This is a genomic window from Pseudomonas sp. F3-2, from assembly GCF_038804275.1.
In the GTDB taxonomy this organism is placed as follows: Bacteria; Pseudomonadota; Gammaproteobacteria; order Pseudomonadales; family Pseudomonadaceae; genus Aquipseudomonas.
Genome location: NZ_CP152388.1, coordinates 564,825 through 580,329, shown reverse-complemented (window position 1 = coordinate 580,329; position 15,505 = coordinate 564,825). Strand labels below are relative to the sequence as shown.

Here is a 15,505-nt window from a genome sequence, read left to right as displayed (position 1 = left end):
GTTCTCCTAGGCTTCACACGTTTCCGACGCTGGATTGACCACTTCGTCGAAAGACGCCCGATCCAACAGTTCTTTGTCAAATTTGATATAGATGGCGGCTTCATCCGCCACCACTACTGCATCTGTTACTCCGCGTATCGCCAACACGCGCTCCGCCAGGCCTGTGTCGCGTTGAGCCTCGGGCGACAGCGGCAAGCGAAGGCTGGTTACATACGGGGGTTCGCGCATGGTAACAGCAAATGCCAACCAGAGGGCGGCCAGACCGGCGCCACCCAGGAACACCACATCCAGCCCACCGTGCTGAAACAGCCAACCGCCGAGGATCCCGCCAGCCGCAGAACCGAGGAACTGACTGGTGGAATAAATCCCCATCGCCGTGCCTTTACCGCCCGCCGGAGACACCTTGCTGATCAGCGAAGGCAGCGACGCCTCCAGCAGATTGAACGCGGTAAAGAACACGACCGTGCCAATCACCAGTGCCCTGAGCGTGTCGCCGAACTCCCAGAAGAATAGCTCAGTGAGCATCAGGACGATCACGGCGCCGAGGAGAATACGCTTCATCTGCCGCTTCTTCTCACCGTAAATGATGAACGGGATCATGGCGAAGAAGGAAATCAGCAGCGCGGTCAGATAGACCCACCAGTGCTGCTCTTTGGGCAGACCGGCTTTCTCGACGAGCGCCAGCGGTAATGCGACGAAACTGGACATGAGCATCGCGTGCAACGCGAAGATACCCAAATCAAGACGCAGCAGATCCGGGTGACGAAGCGTCGCGCCGAGCGCCTGACGCGCAAGGCCTGACTCACGATGTTGAAGGGTCACGGTGGACTTGGGCACCACGAACGCGATGATCGCAATGCCGACCAGCGCCATGGCACCGGTGGCCAGGAACAGGCCGGACAAGCCGAACGCGCTGGTCAGAATGGGGCCCACCACCATCGCGATGGCGAACGAGACACCGATCGTCATGCCGATCATCGCCATCGCCTTGGTGCGATGCTGCTCGCGAGTCAGGTCAGACAGCAACGCCATGACTGCGGCCGAAATGGCGCCGGCGCCCTGCAGGACGCGACCGGCAATGACGCCCCAGATGGATGTCGACTGCGCAGCCAGCACACTGCCCAGCGCGAATACGACCAGTCCCAGATAAATGACCGGGCGCCTGCCTATGCGGTCGGAAATGATGCCGAACGGGATCTGCAGGACAGCCTGGGTCAGGCCGTATGCACCAATCGCCAGCCCAATGAGCGCCGGACTCGCGCCCGCCAGGTCCATGCCGTACGTAGCCAGGACCGGCAAAACCATGAACATGCCAAGCATACGGAACGCGAACACCAGCGCCAGACCGCCCGCCGCGCGGGTTTCGCTGCCGCTCATGCGCTCGCTATGAGAATCGTGCATGGAAGAACCTCGTATGAACCGGCGGCGATTCTACCAGTCCCATCGATGTACAGCACATACGACGCTTTGCCGCGCATCGTCGCCGCAACCGTTGAAAGGATGCTGGAGCGTCCCCATTAGATAGTGTGCATCCATCCAGTATTTGACCGTATACTGCTACGTTTTCGACGCCCGCCGTGCGAGGCCACTTTGGACAAGATCCTGATTCGTGGGGCCCGAACCCACAACCTGAAAAACATCGACCTCACCCTGCCACGCGACAAACTGATCGTCATCACCGGGCTATCCGGTTCGGGCAAGTCGTCGCTGGCGTTCGACACGCTGTACGCCGAAGGCCAGCGCCGCTATGTCGAATCGCTGTCGGCCTACGCCCGGCAATTCCTTTCGATGATGGAAAAACCGGATGTCGATACGATCGAGGGCCTCTCACCGGCCATCTCCATCGAACAGAAGTCGACGTCCCACAACCCGCGCTCCACCGTGGGGACCATCACTGAAATCTACGACTACCTGCGCCTGCTGTACGCACGCGTGGGCACGCCGCGCTGCCCGGATCACGATATCCCGCTGGAAGCGCAGACGGTCAGCCAAATGGTTGATCTGGTGCTGGCCGAGCCGGAAGGCAGCAAGCTGATGCTCCTCGCACCCGTGGTCCGCGAGCGCAAGGGCGAGCATCTTGCGGTGTTCGAAGAACTGCGCGCGCAAGGCTTCGTGCGTGCCCGGGTCAACGGAAAACTGTGCGAACTCGATGAATTGCCGAAACTGGATAAACAGAAGAAGCATTCCATTGATGTGGTCGTCGACCGTTTCAAGGTGCGCTCCGACCTCCAGCAGCGTCTGGCGGAGTCGTTCGAGACCGCGCTCAAGCTGGCCGATGGCATCGCGCTGGTTGCACCAATGGACGACGAACCCGGCGAAGAGATGATCTTTTCGGCGCGCTTTGCCTGCCCGATCTGCGGCCATGCGATCAGCGAACTCGAGCCCAAGCTGTTCTCCTTCAACAACCCGGCCGGCGCATGCCCGACCTGCGACGGCCTGGGCGTAAAACAGTTCTTCGACACCAAGCGCCTGGTCAATGGCGAACTGACCCTCGCCGAGGGCGCCATACGTGGCTGGGACCGGCGTAATGTCTACTACTTCCAGATGCTCGGGTCATTGGCGAAGCACTACGGCTTTAGCCTGGAGGTGCCGTTCCGCGAGTTGCCGGCCGATCAGCAGAAAATTCTGCTCAGCGGCAGCGGCACGCAAAACGTCGACTTCCGCTACCTCAACGATCGCGGAGACATCGTAAAGCGGGCTCACCCGTTCGAAGGCATCGTACCGAACCTTGAGCGCCGCTACCGCGAAACCGAGTCGACGACCGTGCGCGAGGAGCTTGCCAAGTTCCTGAGCACGCAGCCGTGCCCGGACTGCCGGGGTACGCGTCTGCGTCGCGAAGCTCGTCATGTCTGGGTCGGCGAGAAAACCCTCCCGGCCGTGACCAGCCTGCCGATTGGCGACGCGACTGACTATTTCGGTGATCTGAAGCTCACTGGCCGTCGTGGCGAGATCGCCGACAAGATCCTCAAGGAGATTCGCGAACGACTCCAGTTTCTGGTCAACGTCGGACTGGATTACCTGACACTGGACCGCAGCGCGGACACCCTGTCTGGCGGCGAGGCGCAGCGTATCCGTCTCGCCAGTCAGATTGGCGCCGGCCTGGTCGGGGTGATGTATATCCTCGACGAGCCGTCGATCGGCCTGCACCAGCGTGACAATGATCGGCTGCTCGACACACTTCGCCATCTGCGGGACATCGGCAACACGGTTATCGTGGTCGAGCATGACGAAGATGCCATCCGCCTGGCCGACTACGTGGTCGATATCGGTCCGGGGGCTGGCGTCCATGGCGGCAGCATCGTCGCAGAAGGTACGCCGCAGGAAGTCATGGATCATCCTGACTCGCTGACCGGCAAGTACCTCTCCGGACGTGTGAAGATCGAGGTGCCAGCCAAGCGCACGCCGCGCAACAAGAAGCTTTCGTTGAAGCTCAAAGGCGCGCGGGGCAATAACCTGCGCAACGTCGATCTGGAGATTCCAATTGGCTTGCTGACGTGCGTGACAGGTGTTTCGGGGTCGGGCAAATCGACGTTGATCAACAACACGCTGTTCCCGCTCAGCGCCACCGAGCTGAACGGCGCCACGACGCTGGAGGCCGCCACCCACGACAGCATCGACGGGCTGCAGCATCTGGACAAAGTGGTCGACATCGACCAGAGCCCCATTGGTCGTACGCCGCGCTCCAACCCGGCGACGTATACCGGGCTGTTCACGCCAATTCGCGAACTGTTCGCCGGCGTGCCGGAATCACGTTCGCGGGGTTATGGGCCAGGCCGTTTCTCGTTCAACGTCAAAGGCGGACGCTGCGAAGCCTGTCAGGGCGACGGCCTGATCAAGGTCGAGATGCACTTCCTGCCGGACATCTACGTGCCGTGCGATGTGTGCAAGAGCAAGCGCTACAACCGTGAAACCCTTGAGATCAAGTACAAGGGCAAGAGCGTCCATGAAGTGCTGGAGATGACCATCGAAGAGGCCCGCGCCTTCTTCGACGCTGTCCCCGCCCTCGCGCGCAAGCTGCAAACGCTGATGGATGTAGGGCTTTCCTATATCAAGCTGGGTCAGTCAGCGACGACGTTGTCTGGCGGCGAAGCGCAGCGGGTCAAGCTCTCTCGCGAGCTGTCAAAGCGCGACACTGGCAAAACCCTGTACATTCTCGACGAACCCACGACAGGTTTGCATTTCGCCGACATTCAGCAATTGCTGGACGTGTTGCATCGTCTGCGAGACCACGGCAACACCGTGGTGGTGATCGAGCATAACCTTGACGTGATCAAGACCGCTGACTGGCTGGTCGACCTCGGGCCGGAGGGCGGCTCCAAAGGCGGACAGATCATCGCGACGGGCACACCGGAGCAGGTTGCGCAGATGAAGCAGTCCTACACGGGTCACTACCTCAAGCCGCTGCTGGAACGGGATCGCGCCTGATGGTATAAACCCCCGCCGACAAAAAAGCCCCTGTCACGATGCGCGTGGCAGGGGCTTTTTTTTAAGCTGCGGAAATCAGAACTGCGATTGCAGATAGTTTTCCAGGCCGATGGACTTGATCAAGCCGAGCTGCTTTTCAAGCCAGTAAGTGTGATCTTCCTCGGTATCGGCCAGTTGCAGGCGCAGGATGTCGCGACTGACGTAATCCTTGTGCTGCTCACACAACGCGATGCCTTTGCACAACGCTGCGCGAACCTTGTACTCAAGGCGAAGATCGCTGGCGAGCATTTCTGGAACGGTTGTGCCCACGTCCAGGTCATCCGGGCGCATACGCGGCGTACCTTCGAGCATCAGAATCCGACGCATCAACGCATCAGCGTGTTGTGCCTCTTCTTCCATCTCGTGATTGATACGCTCGTAGAGCTTGCTGAAACCCCAGTCCTCATACATCCGGGAATGGATGAAATATTGGTCGCGCGCAGCCAACTCACCGGTCAGCAGCGTGTTGAGGTAGTCAATTACATCCGGGTGGCCTTGCATCGCCGTGAATCTCCTCTCTAAAGGCGATAGTTTGAACCAACATGACCGGAAGGTCACTTCACCAAAAGCAAAAAAGTGAAGAAAAGAACCGAAATTCTGACATTTGGTGTCGAAAATACGGGTAAATGAGGAGGGTTCCGTTTATCACTTAGAATTAGCGCAATAATCCCGCAAACCACGGTGGGAGTTGGCGTTTATACGTCCATGTAAAAAACAAAAAACCGGGCACTGGGCCCGGTTCTTTGTACAGACTGACGTCTTATTCAGCGGCTTCTACAGAACCACCGACAGGACGATCAACGAGCTCAACGTACGCCATAGGCGCGTTGTCGCCAGCGCGGAAGCCGCACTTCAGGATACGCAGGTAGCCGCCCTGACGGGTTGCATAGCGCTTGCCCAGATCGTTGAACAGCTTGCCGACGATTTCTTTCGAACGAGTACGGTCGAAAGCCAGACGACGGTTAGCAACGCTGTCTTCCTTGGCCAGAGTGATCAGCGGCTCGGCAACGCGGCGCAGTTCTTTGGCTTTCGGCAGGGTAGTTTTGATCAGCTCGTGCTCGAACAGCGACACCGCCATGTTTTGAAACATGGCCTTGCGGTGCGAGCTGGTACGGCTCAGGTGACGTCCACTTTTACGATGACGCATGGTTCATTCCTTACCAAACACTACGTTCGGTGATTACGACGATCAGGCAGTCGCCTTGTCGTCCTTCTTAAGACTTGCAGGCGGCCAGTTGTCGAGGCGCATGCCGAGGGAGAGACCACGAGAAGCCAGAACGTCCTTGATCTCGGTCAAGGATTTCTTGCCCAGGTTCGGAGTCTTCAACAGTTCTACTTCGGTGCGCTGAATCAGGTCGCCGATGTAGTAAATGTTCTCCGCCTTAAGGCAGTTGGCCGAACGTACAGTCAGTTCCAAATCGTCAACCGGACGAAGCAGGATCGGATCGATCTCGTCTTCCTGTTCGACAACTACCGGCTCACTGTCACCTTTGAGGTCGACGAACGCAGCCAACTGCTGTTGCAGGATGGTTGCTGCACGACGGATAGCCTCTTCAGGATCCAGAGTACCGTTGGTTTCCAGATCGATAACCAGTTTGTCCAGGTTAGTACGCTGTTCGACACGGGCGTTTTCCACCACGTATGCGATACGACGAACCGGGCTGAACGAAGAGTCGAGCTGCAAGCGACCAATGCTGCGGCTTTCGTCTTCGTCGCTCTGACGCGAGTCTGCTGGTTCATAACCGCGACCACGAGCTACAACGAGCTTCATGTTCAGGGCGCCGTTAGACGCCAGGTTAGCGATTACGTGATCGGGGTTAACGATCTCGACATCATGATCCAGCTGAATATCGGCAGCGGTAACCACCCCCGAACCCTTCTTCGACAAGGTCAGCGTAACTTCGTCTCGACCGTGCAGCTTGATAGCCAGACCTTTAAGGTTCAACAGGATTTCAATGACATCTTCCTGTACACCTTCGATGGCGCTGTACTCATGGAGTACACCGTCAATCTCGGCCTCGACTACTGCACAGCCGGGCATGGAGGACAACAGGATGCGGCGCAGCGCGTTGCCCAGGGTATGGCCGAAACCACGCTCGAGAGGCTCGAGAGTGATCTTGGCGCGGGTTGGACTGACAACCTGCACATCAATGTGGCGGGGTGTCAGGAACTCATTTACCGAAATCTGCATGGATGCACCTATTTTCTAGCCCTTACTTGGAGTAGAGCTCGACAATCAGGCTTTCGTTGATGTCGGCGGACAGATCACTGCGAGCTGGAACGCTTTTGAAAACGCCAGATTTTTTCTCAGTGTCTACTTCTACCCATTCTACGCGGCCACGTTGGGCACACAGATCGAGAGCCTGGACGATACGCAGTTGGTTTTTCGCTTTTTCGCGAATAGCGACCACGTCACCAGCACGAACCTGGTAGGACGGAACGTTAACGGTTTTGCCGTTTACGCTAACCGACTTGTGCGATACCAGCTGACGAGATTCGGCACGAGTAGAACCGAAACCCATACGGTATACGACGTTGTCCAGACGGCATTCGAGCAGTTGCAGCAGGTTCTCGCCAGTTGCGCCTTTCTTGCCGGCAGCTTCTTTGTAGTAACCGCTGAACTGACGCTCGAGAACGCCATAGATACGACGGACTTTCTGCTTTTCACGCAGTTGGGTGCCGTAGTCGGATTGGCGGCCGCGGCGTTGACCGTGGATGCCTGGTGCTGCTTCGATGTTGCACTTCGATTCGATAGCGCGCACGCCGCTCTTCAGGAAGAGATCGGTGCCTTCGCGACGAGCGAGTTTGCATTTTGGACCAATGTAACGAGCCATTCTTTACAATCTCCTGGATTACACGCGGCGCTTCTTCGGCGGACGGCACCCGTTGTGCGGGATTGGCGTCACGTCGGTGATGCTGGCGATCTTGTAGCCACAGCCGTTCAAAGCACGGACAGCGGATTCACGACCTGGACCTGGACCTTTGACATTGACGTCGAGGTTTTTCAGGCCGTATTCCAGCGCAGCTTGACCAGCACGCTCAGCAGCTACTTGAGCAGCGAACGGGGTGGACTTGCGGGAACCGCGGAAACCCGAACCACCGGAGGTAGCCCAGGAAAGAGCGTTACCTTGACGGTCGGTAATGGTCACGATGGTGTTGTTAAAAGAAGCATGGATGTGGGCGATGCCATCAACCACTGTCTTTTTAACTTTTTTACGAGGACGAGCAGCAGGTTTTGCCATGATTTAATTCCTGTCGATTCGCTGGGGCGATTACTTGCGGATCGGCTTACGCGGACCTTTACGGGTACGCGCGTTGGTCTTGGTACGCTGACCGCGTACTGGAAGACCGCGACGATGACGCAGACCGCGATAGCAACCGAGGTCCATCAAGCGCTTGATTTTCATGTTGATTTCGCGACGCAGGTCACCTTCAGTGGTGAACTTCGCGACTTCGCCACGCAGCTGTTCAATCTGCTCGTCGCTCAGATCTTTGATCTTCGCCGCCGGGTTAACCCCGGTGGTAGCACAGATTTTCTGTGCAGTCGTGCGACCAACACCATAGATGTAGGTCAGCGAGATAACAGTATGCTTGTTATCTGGAATGTTAACGCCTGCAATACGGGCCATTCAGTGGGACTCCAATTGACAGCTACCTACGCCCCGGAAGCCAAGAAATAGGGCGCGAGATAATATCGCTGTAATAACAAATAATCAACCCAGCAGCGCACTAGCTGCTGGGCTTTTAGCACAGATCACACTCAGCCTTGGCGCTGCTTGTGACGTGGTTCCGCGCTGCAAATTACTCGAACAACACCTTCGCGGCGAATAATCTTGCAGTTACGGCACAGCTTTTTCACCGATGCACGAACTTTCATCACCAACTCCTCGAACCTTATGGGTGCTTCAGCGCAGCATGCCGCTGCCGTAGCCCTTCAGGTTGGCTTTCTTCATCAGGGATTCATACTGGTGCGAAACGAGGTGAGATTGCACTTGGGACATGAAGTCCATAACAACCACGACCACGATCAGCAACGAGGTCCCGCCAAGGTAGAACGGCACGTTTGCGGCAACCACCAGGAACTGGGGCAGCAGACACACGGCCATCATATAGAGAGCACCGAACATGGTCAGACGGGTCAGCACGCCATCAATATAACGCGCAGACTGCTCACCAGGACGGATACCCGGAATAAAGGCACCGGACTTCTTCAGGTTTTCCGCTACGTCTTTCGGATTGAACATCAACGCCGTATAGAAGAAGCAGAAGAAAATAATCCCTGCACTAAACAGCAGAATATTCAACGGCTGACCAGGAGCGATCGACTGCGAGATGTCCTGCAACCAGCCCATACCTTCAGACTGACCGAACCAGGCACCCAACGAAGCCGGAAACAGCAGAATGCTGCTTGCGAAAATAGCCGGAATGACACCGGCCATGTTCACTTTCAACGGCAAGTGGCTGGTCTGCGCAGCGAAGACCTTGCGGCCCTGCTGACGCTTGGCGTAGTGAACAGCGATACGACGCTGACCACGCTCAATGAACACCACGAAACCGATAATCGCTACTGCCAGCAAACCGATGGCGACCAAAGCGAAAATGTTGATATCACCCTGACGCGCAGACTCGAAAGACTGCCCGATCGCTCTCGGAAGACCGGCGACGATACCCGAAAAAATCAACATCGAGATACCGTTACCAACACCGCGCTCTGTAATCTGCTCGCCCAGCCACATCATGAACAGCGCACCGGCCACGAAGGTGGTGACTGCAACGAAGTGGAAGCCGATATCAGCAGAGAAAGCAACGCCCTGACCGGCCAAGCCAATGGACATGCCAATAGCTTGAACCAGGGCCAGGACGACGGTGCCATAGCGGGTGTATTGGCTGATCTTGCGACGACCAGCCTCACCTTCCTTCTTCAACTGCTCCAGCTGCGGGCTGACAGCGGTCATGAGCTGCATGATGATCGATGCCGAAATGTACGGCATGATCCCCAATGCAAAGATGCTCATGCGCTCCAGCGCACCACCGGAAAACATGTTGAACAAGCTAAGAATGGTCCCCTCATTCTGTCGAAACAGGTCCGCCAGCCGGTCAGGGTTGATACCTGGAACTGGGATATGCGCACCGATCCGGTAGACGATAATCGCCAGGAACAGAAATCGCAGTCGAGCCCAGAGCTCGGACAACCCGCCGCTTTTGCTGAGCGCTGAGAGAGCACCTTGCTTAGCCATTTATTCCTCGAACTTGCCGCCAGCTGCTTCGATAGCCGCACGCGCACCTTTGGTGGCTGCGATACCTTTGAGGGTGACCGCGCGAGTAACCTCACCGGACAGCATGATTTTCACACGCTGTACGTTTTGGTTGATCACGTTGGCATCCTTCAGGGACTGCACAGTTACAACGCCTTCAACTTTAGCCAGCTCGGAGGTGCGGACTTCTGCACGATCCATAGCCTTCAAAGAGACGAAGCCGAACTTTGGCAGACGACGATGCAACGGCTGTTGACCGCCTTCGAAGCCCGGAGCAATGGTGCCACCGGAGCGGGAGGTCTGACCTTTGTGGCCACGGCCACCGGTCTTACCCAAACCACTACCGATACCACGGCCCGGACGATGCTTCTCGCGACGGGAACCCGGCGCAGGACTCAGATCATTGAGTTTCATCGATTAACCCTCGACTCGCAGCATGTAGTAAGCCTTGTTGATCATCCCACGGTTTTCCGGGGTGTCAGCGACTTCTACAGTGTGACCGATGCGACGCAGACCCAGACCCTTAACGCACAGTTTGTGGTTAGGGATGCGGCCGGTCATGCTTTTGATCAAAGTGACTTTAACGGTAGCCATGATCAGATGATCTCCTCAACGTTCAAGCCGCGCTTGGCAGCAATGGACTCAGGAGACTGCATGGCCTTCAGACCCTTGAACGTTGCGTGAACAACGTTGACAGGGTTGGTCGAACCGTAGCACTTGGCCAGAACGTTCTGAACGCCGGCAACTTCCAGGACAGCACGCATTGCGCCGCCGGCGATGATGCCAGTACCTTCAGAAGCAGGCTGCATGTAAACCTTGGAAGCACCGTGAGCGGACTTCATGGCGTACTGCAGAGTGGTGCCGTTCAGATCAACCTGGATCATATTGCGGCGAGCAGCTTCCATTGCCTTCTGGATCGCAGCAGGCACTTCACGCGACTTGCCACGGCCGAAGCCAACACGGCCCTTACCATCACCTACCACGGTCAACGCGGTGAAAGTGAAGATACGGCCGCCTTTTACGGTTTTTGCTACGCGATTAACCTGAACCAGCTTCTCGATGTAGCCTTCGTCGCGTTTTTGGTCGTTATTTGCCATAACTTAGAACTCCAGCCCGCCTTCACGAGCAGCATCAGCCAGCGCCTTGACGCGACCGTGGTACTTGAAGCCGGAACGATCAAAAGCCACTTGCGATACACCGGCGGCTTTCGCACGCTCAGCGATCAGCTGGCCAACTTTAGTGGCCGCGTCGATGTTGCCAGTGGCCCCATCACGCAGTTCTTTGTCCAAAGTCGAGGCGTTTGCCAGGACTTTGCTGCCGTCGGCCGAAATGACCTGGGCATAAATGTGCTGCGAAGAGCGGTACACGCAGAGACGCACGACTTCGAGTTCGTGCATTTTCAGGCGTGCTTTGCGAGCGCGACGCAGTCGGGTAACTTTTTTGACGGTCATTTGCTATGCCCTACTTCTTCTTGGCTTCTTTACGACGGACGACTTCGTCCGCGTAACGCACGCCTTTGCCTTTGTACGGCTCTGGACGGCGGAAGTCGCGGATCTCAGCGGCCACTTGACCAACCAACTGCTTGTCGATACCACGGATCAGGATATCGGTTTGGTTGGGAGTCTCAGCGGTGATGCCTTCCGGCAGTTCGTAATCCACTGGGTGCGAGAAGCCAAGAGCCAGGTTCAGCACCTTGCCTTTTGCTTGCGCTTTGTAACCAACACCGACCAGCTGGAGCTTGCGCTCGAAGCCTTGGCTTACGCCCTGGACCATGTTGTTTACCAACGCACGAGTGGTACCGGCCATTGCGCGAGTCTGCTGATCGCCGTTGCGAGCAGCAAAACGCAGCTCACCGGACTCTTCAACAATTTCAACGGACGAGTGAACGTTCAGGTCGAGAGTGCCCTTGGCACCCTTCACCGAAAGCTGCTGGCCGACGAGCTTGACTTCGACGCCTGCTGGCAACTTAACGGGGTTCTTAGCTACGCGTGACATGCTTACCCCCCCCTTAGAACACAGTGCAAAGCACTTCGCCGCCGACACCGGCAGCGCGCGCAGCACGATCCGTCATCACACCTTTGTTGGTGGAGACGATAGACACGCCGAGACCGCCACGAACTTTTGGCAGATCATCAACGGACTTGTACTGACGCAGGCCTGGACGGCTAACGCGCTTGACTTCTTCGATGACTGGACGGCCTTCGAAGTATTTCAGCTCGATGGACAGCAACGGTTTGGTTTCGCTGCTGATCTGATAACCCGCAATGTAACCTTCGTCCTTGAGAACTTTGGCTACAGCTACCTTCAACGTGGAAGATGGCATGCTTACGACGGGCTTTTCAGCCATCTGGGCATTACGGATACGAGTTAGCATGTCCGCTAACGGGTCCTGCATACTCATGGGCTAGACGCTCCTGATACAAAAAAAATGAGCCTTGCGGCTACAACCTATCGCCTAAAAATTCCGGGCACGTGAAGACACGGGCTCTGGCGAGCCGGCAATTCTAGACGCACCCCAGAAACGAATCAAGCCCCAAAAGGGGCTTGATTCGAATTCAGGCATCACGCCGGTCGGTTTCGACGAATCCGAGCGGCGCGTTGCGAGAAGTACGGCTTACCAGCTGGCTTTAACCAGACCTGGTACGTCGCCACGCATTGCTGCTTGACGCAGCATGTTACGGCCGAGGCCGAACTTGCGGTAAACGCCGTGCGGACGACCGGTCAGACGGCAACGGTTACGCATGCGCGAGGCGCTTGCGTCACGTGGTTGCTTCTGAAGTGCGACGGTCGCTTCCCAACGTGCTTCTGGACTTGCGTTCAGATCCACGATGATCGCTTTCAGCGCAGCACGCTTGGTAGCGTACTTGGCAACGGTGAGCTGACGCTTCAGCTCACGGTTTTTCATGCTCTTCTTGGCCATGGTCCTACTCCAATCAGTTGCGGAACGGGAACTTGAAAGCACGCAGCAGTGCGCGACCTTCTTCGTCCGTACGAGCAGTGGTGGTCAGGGTAATGTCCAGACCGCGCAGGGCATCGATCTTGTCGTAGTCGATTTCCGGGAAAATGATCTGCTCTTTCACGCCCATGCTGTAGTTGCCACGACCATCGAAGGACTTGGCATTCAGGCCGCGGAAGTCGCGAACCCGAGGCAGGGAGATCGACAGCAGACGATCCAGGAACTCGTACATACGCTCACGGCGCAGAGTCACTTTGACGCCGATCGGCCAACCTTCACGGACTTTAAAGCCAGCGATAGATTTCCGAGCGTAAGTCACAACGACTTTCTGGCCGGTGATCTTTTCCAGGTCAGCAACAGCGTGCTCGATGACTTTCTTGTCGCCGATCGCTTCGCCCAGACCCATGTTCAGGGTGATCTTGGTAACGCGTGGAACTTCCATCACGTTCTCAAGCTTAAGTTCTTCCTTAAGCTTGGGTGCGATTTCCTTCCAGTAAATCTCTTTCAGTCGTGCCATGGTCTTCTACCTAGCAGTGTTCAAGCATCAACCGCTTTTTGGGTCGACTTGAAGACACGAATTTTTTTGCCGTCTTCAACTTTGAAACCAACGCGGTCAGCCTTGTTGGTTGCGCCGTTGAAAATGGCGACGTTGGAAGCGTGCAGTGGCGCTTCTTTCTCGACGATACCGCCCTGTACGCCCGACATCGGGTTAGGCTTGGTATGACGCTTCACCAGGTTGATCCCACCAACGACCAGACGGTCGTCAGCGAGAACCTTGAGCACCTTACCGCGCTTACCTTTGTCTTTGCCGGCGATCACGATGATCTCGTCGTCACGACGAATCTTTTGCATGTCGGATCTCCTTACAGCACTTCTGGGGCGAGCGAGACGATCTTCATGAACTTCTCAGTACGAAGTTCACGGGTCACTGGCCCAAAGATACGGGTGCCGATCGGCTCTTGCTTGTTGTTCAACAGAACAGCAGCGTTGCCGTCAAAGCGGATGATGGAGCCGTCTGCACGACGAACACCGTGGCGAGTGCGGACTACAACAGCAGTCATCACTTGACCTTTCTTCACCTTACCGCGCGGAATTGCTTCCTTTACGGTCACTTTGATGATGTCACCGATACCAGCGTAACGACGATGAGAGCCACCAAGCACCTTGATGCACATAACGCGGCGAGCGCCGCTGTTATCGGCCACATCGAGCATGGATTGAGTCTGAATCATATAATTTCTCCGACCCCTAGCCCTTAGACTTCCACAGCGCGTTCGAGAACATCAACCAGCGCCCAAGATTTGGTCTTGGCCATCGGACGAGTTTCACGAATAGTGACCTTGTCGCCGATGTGGCATTGGTTGGTTTCGTCGTGCGCGTGCAGCTTAGTCGAACGCTTAACGTATTTACCGTAGATCGGGTGCTTGACGCGACGCTCAATCAGAACGGTGATGGTCTTGTCCATCTTGTCGCTGACAACACGGCCAGTCAGCGTACGGACGGTTTTTTCGGCTTCAGCCATGATTACTTACCTGCCTGCTGGTTGAGCACAGTCTTCACGCGAGCGATGTCACGCTTAACTTGCGAGAGCAGGTGAGACTGCCCCAACTGGCCAGTTGCCTTCTGCATGCGCAGATTGAACTGGTCGCGCAGCAAGCCGAGCAGTTGCTCGTTCAGTTGCTGTGCTGATTTTTCACGAAGTTCATTCGCTTTCATCACATCACCGTCCGCTTAACAAAGGAGGTGGCGAGCGGCAGCTTTGCAGCAGCCAGGGCGAAAGCCTCACGCGCCAACTCTTCGGAAACACCCTCGATTTCATACAGGACTTTGCCTGGCTGAATCTGGGCAACCCAGTATTCGACGTTACCCTTACCTTTACCCATACGAACTTCGAGGGGCTTTTTGGAGATAGGCTTGTCCGGGAATACACGGATCCAGATCTTGCCACCACGTTTTACGTGACGGGTCAGAGCACGACGCGCTGACTCGATCTGACGAGCGGTGAGACGACCACGAGCTACAGACTTCAGCGCGAACTCGCCGAAGCTGACTTTGCTACCGCGCAGTGCCAGACCACGGTTGTGGCCGGTCATCTGCTTGCGGAACTTCGTACGCTTTGGTTGCAACATTTGGCGTACCCCTTACTTAGCAGCTTTTTTACGAGGCGCTGGTGCTTGCGGTTTCAGCTCTTCCTGGCGACCACCAATTACTTCGCCTTTGAAGATCCAAACCTTTACACCGATCACACCGTAAGTGGTGTGAGCTTCGTAGTTGGCATAGTCGATGTCGGCACGCAGGGTGTGCAGTGGCACACGACCTTCGCGATACCATTCAGTACGTGCGATTTCAGCACCGCCGAGACGACCGCTCACTTGGATTTTGATGCCTTTGGCACCAATGCGCATGGCGTTCTGTACTGCGCGCTTCATAGCGCGACGGAACATTACGCGACGCTCCAGCTGCTGAGCTACGCTCTGCGCAACCAGCATACCGTCGAGTTCCGGCTTGCGGATCTCTTCGATATTGATGTGCACAGGCACACCCATTTGCTTGGTCAGGTCCTGACGCAGTTTCTCAACATCTTCACCTTTCTTGCCGATCACGATGCCGGGACGAGCGGTGTGGATGGTGATACGTGCAGTCTGAGCCGGACGATGGATATCGATACGGCTTACGGACGCGCTTTTTAGTTTGTCTTGGAGATACTCACGCACCTTCAGATCAGCGAACAAGTAGTCCGCATAAGTCCGACCGTCTGCGTACCAGACGGAGGTGTGCTCCTTGACGATTCCCAGGCGAATGCCAATGGGATGTACTTTCTGACCCATCT

Annotated in this window: 24 protein-coding genes; 1 reads left to right on the top strand and 23 read right to left on the bottom strand. The window is 56.4% G+C overall.

The features are described from left to right. Positions 1-6 precede the first annotated feature (6 nt). Complete coding sequence (locus AAGQ88_RS02645; RefSeq protein WP_093468895.1) at positions 7-1,401, bottom strand: MFS transporter; 1,395 nt, start codon at positions 1,399-1,401, stop codon at positions 7-9. 189 nt (positions 1,402-1,590) lie between these two features. Between AAGQ88_RS02645 and uvrA the strand changes: the two genes are divergently transcribed. Next, positions 1,591-4,425, top strand: coding sequence for an excinuclease ABC subunit UvrA (uvrA, locus tag AAGQ88_RS02640; protein WP_285424344.1), 2,835 nt, complete (start codon positions 1,591-1,593; stop codon positions 4,423-4,425). A gap of 75 nt (positions 4,426-4,500) precedes the next feature. Here the strand turns inward: uvrA and bfr are convergent, their stop codons facing one another. The 22 genes from bfr to rpsC form a co-directional block, all read right to left on the bottom strand. After that, complete coding sequence (gene bfr, locus AAGQ88_RS02635) at positions 4,501-4,965, bottom strand: bacterioferritin (RefSeq protein ID WP_108240395.1); 465 nt, start codon at positions 4,963-4,965, stop codon at positions 4,501-4,503. A 259-nt stretch (positions 4,966-5,224) separates the two neighbouring features. Beyond that, entirely contained in the window at positions 5,225-5,611 is a 387-nt protein-coding gene (gene rplQ / locus AAGQ88_RS02630) for a 50S ribosomal protein L17 (RefSeq protein ID WP_002555463.1), read from the bottom strand. A 42-nt stretch (positions 5,612-5,653) separates the two neighbouring features. Further along, positions 5,654-6,655: a DNA-directed RNA polymerase subunit alpha gene (gene rpoA / locus AAGQ88_RS02625; protein WP_007970428.1), complete on the bottom strand. Its 1,002-nt coding sequence runs from the start codon at positions 6,653-6,655 to the stop codon at positions 5,654-5,656. A 22-nt stretch (positions 6,656-6,677) separates the two neighbouring features. Further along, entirely contained in the window at positions 6,678-7,298 is a 621-nt protein-coding gene (rpsD, locus tag AAGQ88_RS02620) for a 30S ribosomal protein S4 (RefSeq protein WP_037017742.1), read from the bottom strand. Between the two features lie 18 nt (positions 7,299-7,316). After that, positions 7,317-7,706 (bottom strand): 30S ribosomal protein S11, encoded by a 390-nt coding sequence (gene rpsK / locus AAGQ88_RS02615; RefSeq protein ID WP_002555466.1) that lies wholly within the window; start codon positions 7,704-7,706, stop codon positions 7,317-7,319. A gap of 30 nt (positions 7,707-7,736) precedes the next feature. After that, positions 7,737-8,093 (bottom strand): 30S ribosomal protein S13, encoded by a 357-nt coding sequence (gene rpsM, locus AAGQ88_RS02610; protein ID WP_004883692.1) that lies wholly within the window; start codon positions 8,091-8,093, stop codon positions 7,737-7,739. Between the two features lie 131 nt (positions 8,094-8,224). Continuing rightward, positions 8,225-8,341, bottom strand: a complete 117-nt coding sequence (gene rpmJ / locus AAGQ88_RS02605) for a 50S ribosomal protein L36 (RefSeq protein WP_002555468.1) — start codon at positions 8,339-8,341, stop codon at positions 8,225-8,227. 28 nt (positions 8,342-8,369) lie between these two features. Further along, the gene (gene secY, locus AAGQ88_RS02600) at positions 8,370-9,701 is read right to left on the bottom strand and encodes a preprotein translocase subunit SecY (RefSeq protein ID WP_062384496.1); all 1,332 of its coding nucleotides are present in this window, start codon (positions 9,699-9,701) and stop codon (positions 8,370-8,372) included. Beyond that, positions 9,702-10,133 (bottom strand): 50S ribosomal protein L15, encoded by a 432-nt coding sequence (gene rplO, locus AAGQ88_RS02595; protein ID WP_037017733.1) that lies wholly within the window; start codon positions 10,131-10,133, stop codon positions 9,702-9,704. Between the two features lie 3 nt (positions 10,134-10,136). Beyond that, positions 10,137-10,313: a 50S ribosomal protein L30 gene (gene rpmD / locus AAGQ88_RS02590; RefSeq protein ID WP_093468886.1), complete on the bottom strand. Its 177-nt coding sequence runs from the start codon at positions 10,311-10,313 to the stop codon at positions 10,137-10,139. Positions 10,314-10,315: 2 nt separating this feature from the next. Next, entirely contained in the window at positions 10,316-10,816 is a 501-nt protein-coding gene (rpsE, locus tag AAGQ88_RS02585) for a 30S ribosomal protein S5 (protein WP_093468883.1), read from the bottom strand. Positions 10,817-10,819: 3 nt separating this feature from the next. Then, positions 10,820-11,170, bottom strand: a complete 351-nt coding sequence (rplR, locus tag AAGQ88_RS02580) for a 50S ribosomal protein L18 (protein WP_037017727.1) — start codon at positions 11,168-11,170, stop codon at positions 10,820-10,822. Positions 11,171-11,180: 10 nt separating this feature from the next. Then, complete coding sequence (rplF, locus tag AAGQ88_RS02575; RefSeq protein WP_093468880.1) at positions 11,181-11,714, bottom strand: 50S ribosomal protein L6; 534 nt, start codon at positions 11,712-11,714, stop codon at positions 11,181-11,183. Positions 11,715-11,727: 13 nt separating this feature from the next. After that, positions 11,728-12,120 (bottom strand): 30S ribosomal protein S8, encoded by a 393-nt coding sequence (gene rpsH / locus AAGQ88_RS02570; RefSeq protein WP_020290698.1) that lies wholly within the window; start codon positions 12,118-12,120, stop codon positions 11,728-11,730. Between the two features lie 213 nt (positions 12,121-12,333). Further along, positions 12,334-12,639 carry a 30S ribosomal protein S14 gene (rpsN, locus tag AAGQ88_RS02565; protein WP_003186042.1) on the bottom strand — a complete coding sequence of 102 codons (306 nt, stop codon included), beginning with the start codon at positions 12,637-12,639 and terminating at the stop codon, positions 12,334-12,336. 13 nt (positions 12,640-12,652) lie between these two features. Then, entirely contained in the window at positions 12,653-13,192 is a 540-nt protein-coding gene (rplE, locus tag AAGQ88_RS02560; protein WP_093468877.1) for a 50S ribosomal protein L5, read from the bottom strand. Between the two features lie 20 nt (positions 13,193-13,212). Further along, a complete protein-coding gene (gene rplX / locus AAGQ88_RS02555) occupies positions 13,213-13,527 on the bottom strand; it encodes a 50S ribosomal protein L24 (protein WP_002555478.1) in 315 nt (104 codons plus the stop codon). A gap of 11 nt (positions 13,528-13,538) precedes the next feature. Further along, the gene (gene rplN, locus AAGQ88_RS02550) at positions 13,539-13,907 is read right to left on the bottom strand and encodes a 50S ribosomal protein L14 (protein ID WP_002555479.1); all 369 of its coding nucleotides are present in this window, start codon (positions 13,905-13,907) and stop codon (positions 13,539-13,541) included. A gap of 23 nt (positions 13,908-13,930) precedes the next feature. Beyond that, a complete protein-coding gene (gene rpsQ / locus AAGQ88_RS02545) occupies positions 13,931-14,197 on the bottom strand; it encodes a 30S ribosomal protein S17 (RefSeq protein WP_003194644.1) in 267 nt (88 codons plus the stop codon). Positions 14,198-14,199: 2 nt separating this feature from the next. After that, entirely contained in the window at positions 14,200-14,391 is a 192-nt protein-coding gene (rpmC, locus tag AAGQ88_RS02540) for a 50S ribosomal protein L29 (RefSeq protein ID WP_002555481.1), read from the bottom strand. After that, positions 14,391-14,804 carry a 50S ribosomal protein L16 gene (gene rplP, locus AAGQ88_RS02535; protein WP_003228729.1) on the bottom strand — a complete coding sequence of 138 codons (414 nt, stop codon included), beginning with the start codon at positions 14,802-14,804 and terminating at the stop codon, positions 14,391-14,393. Before rplP ends, rpmC begins: the two co-directional genes overlap by 1 nt. Before the next feature lie 12 nt (positions 14,805-14,816). Then, positions 14,817-15,503 carry a 30S ribosomal protein S3 gene (rpsC, locus tag AAGQ88_RS02530; RefSeq protein ID WP_003176422.1) on the bottom strand — a complete coding sequence of 229 codons (687 nt, stop codon included), beginning with the start codon at positions 15,501-15,503 and terminating at the stop codon, positions 14,817-14,819. Between the last annotated feature and the right edge of the window lie 2 nt (positions 15,504-15,505).

What these genes read in the sequence shown, in the direction of transcription:
- rpoA (WP_007970428.1), bottom strand. Translation starts at nt 6,655, where the DNA reads ATGCAGATTTCGGTAAATGAGTTCCTGACACCCCGCCACATTGATGTG.
- rpsD (WP_037017742.1), bottom strand. Translation starts at nt 7,298, where the DNA reads ATGGCTCGTTACATTGGTCCAAAATGCAAACTCGCTCGTCGCGAAGGC.
- rpsQ (WP_003194644.1), bottom strand. Translation starts at nt 14,197, where the DNA reads ATGGCTGAAGCCGAAAAAACCGTCCGTACGCTGACTGGCCGTGTTGTC.
- rplP (WP_003228729.1), bottom strand. Translation starts at nt 14,804, where the DNA reads ATGTTGCAACCAAAGCGTACGAAGTTCCGCAAGCAGATGACCGGCCAC.
- rplO (WP_037017733.1), bottom strand. Translation starts at nt 10,133, where the DNA reads ATGAAACTCAATGATCTGAGTCCTGCGCCGGGTTCCCGTCGCGAGAAG.
- AAGQ88_RS02645 (WP_093468895.1), bottom strand. Translation starts at nt 1,401, where the DNA reads ATGCACGATTCTCATAGCGAGCGCATGAGCGGCAGCGAAACCCGCGCG.
- rpsH (WP_020290698.1), bottom strand. Translation starts at nt 12,120, where the DNA reads ATGAGTATGCAGGACCCGTTAGCGGACATGCTAACTCGTATCCGTAAT.
- rpmD (WP_093468886.1), bottom strand. Translation starts at nt 10,313, where the DNA reads ATGGCTACCGTTAAAGTCACTTTGATCAAAAGCATGACCGGCCGCATC.
- rplE (WP_093468877.1), bottom strand. Translation starts at nt 13,192, where the DNA reads ATGGCACGACTGAAAGAGATTTACTGGAAGGAAATCGCACCCAAGCTT.
- rpmC (WP_002555481.1), bottom strand. Translation starts at nt 14,391, where the DNA reads ATGAAAGCGAATGAACTTCGTGAAAAATCAGCACAGCAACTGAACGAG.
- rplQ (WP_002555463.1), bottom strand. Translation starts at nt 5,611, where the DNA reads ATGCGTCATCGTAAAAGTGGACGTCACCTGAGCCGTACCAGCTCGCAC.
- rpsK (WP_002555466.1), bottom strand. Translation starts at nt 7,706, where the DNA reads ATGGCAAAACCTGCTGCTCGTCCTCGTAAAAAAGTTAAAAAGACAGTG.
- rplR (WP_037017727.1), bottom strand. Translation starts at nt 11,170, where the DNA reads ATGACCGTCAAAAAAGTTACCCGACTGCGTCGCGCTCGCAAAGCACGC.
- rpsC (WP_003176422.1), bottom strand. Translation starts at nt 15,503, where the DNA reads ATGGGTCAGAAAGTACATCCCATTGGCATTCGCCTGGGAATCGTCAAG.
- bfr (WP_108240395.1), bottom strand. Translation starts at nt 4,965, where the DNA reads ATGCAAGGCCACCCGGATGTAATTGACTACCTCAACACGCTGCTGACC.
- rplF (WP_093468880.1), bottom strand. Translation starts at nt 11,714, where the DNA reads ATGTCACGCGTAGCTAAGAACCCCGTTAAGTTGCCAGCAGGCGTCGAA.
- rplX (WP_002555478.1), bottom strand. Translation starts at nt 13,527, where the DNA reads ATGCAAAAGATTCGTCGTGACGACGAGATCATCGTGATCGCCGGCAAA.
- rpsM (WP_004883692.1), bottom strand. Translation starts at nt 8,093, where the DNA reads ATGGCCCGTATTGCAGGCGTTAACATTCCAGATAACAAGCATACTGTT.
- rpmJ (WP_002555468.1), bottom strand. Translation starts at nt 8,341, where the DNA reads ATGAAAGTTCGTGCATCGGTGAAAAAGCTGTGCCGTAACTGCAAGATT.
- secY (WP_062384496.1), bottom strand. Translation starts at nt 9,701, where the DNA reads ATGGCTAAGCAAGGTGCTCTCTCAGCGCTCAGCAAAAGCGGCGGGTTG.
- rplN (WP_002555479.1), bottom strand. Translation starts at nt 13,907, where the DNA reads ATGATTCAGACTCAATCCATGCTCGATGTGGCCGATAACAGCGGCGCT.
- rpsE (WP_093468883.1), bottom strand. Translation starts at nt 10,816, where the DNA reads ATGGCAAATAACGACCAAAAACGCGACGAAGGCTACATCGAGAAGCTG.
- rpsN (WP_003186042.1), bottom strand. Translation starts at nt 12,639, where the DNA reads ATGGCCAAGAAGAGCATGAAAAACCGTGAGCTGAAGCGTCAGCTCACC.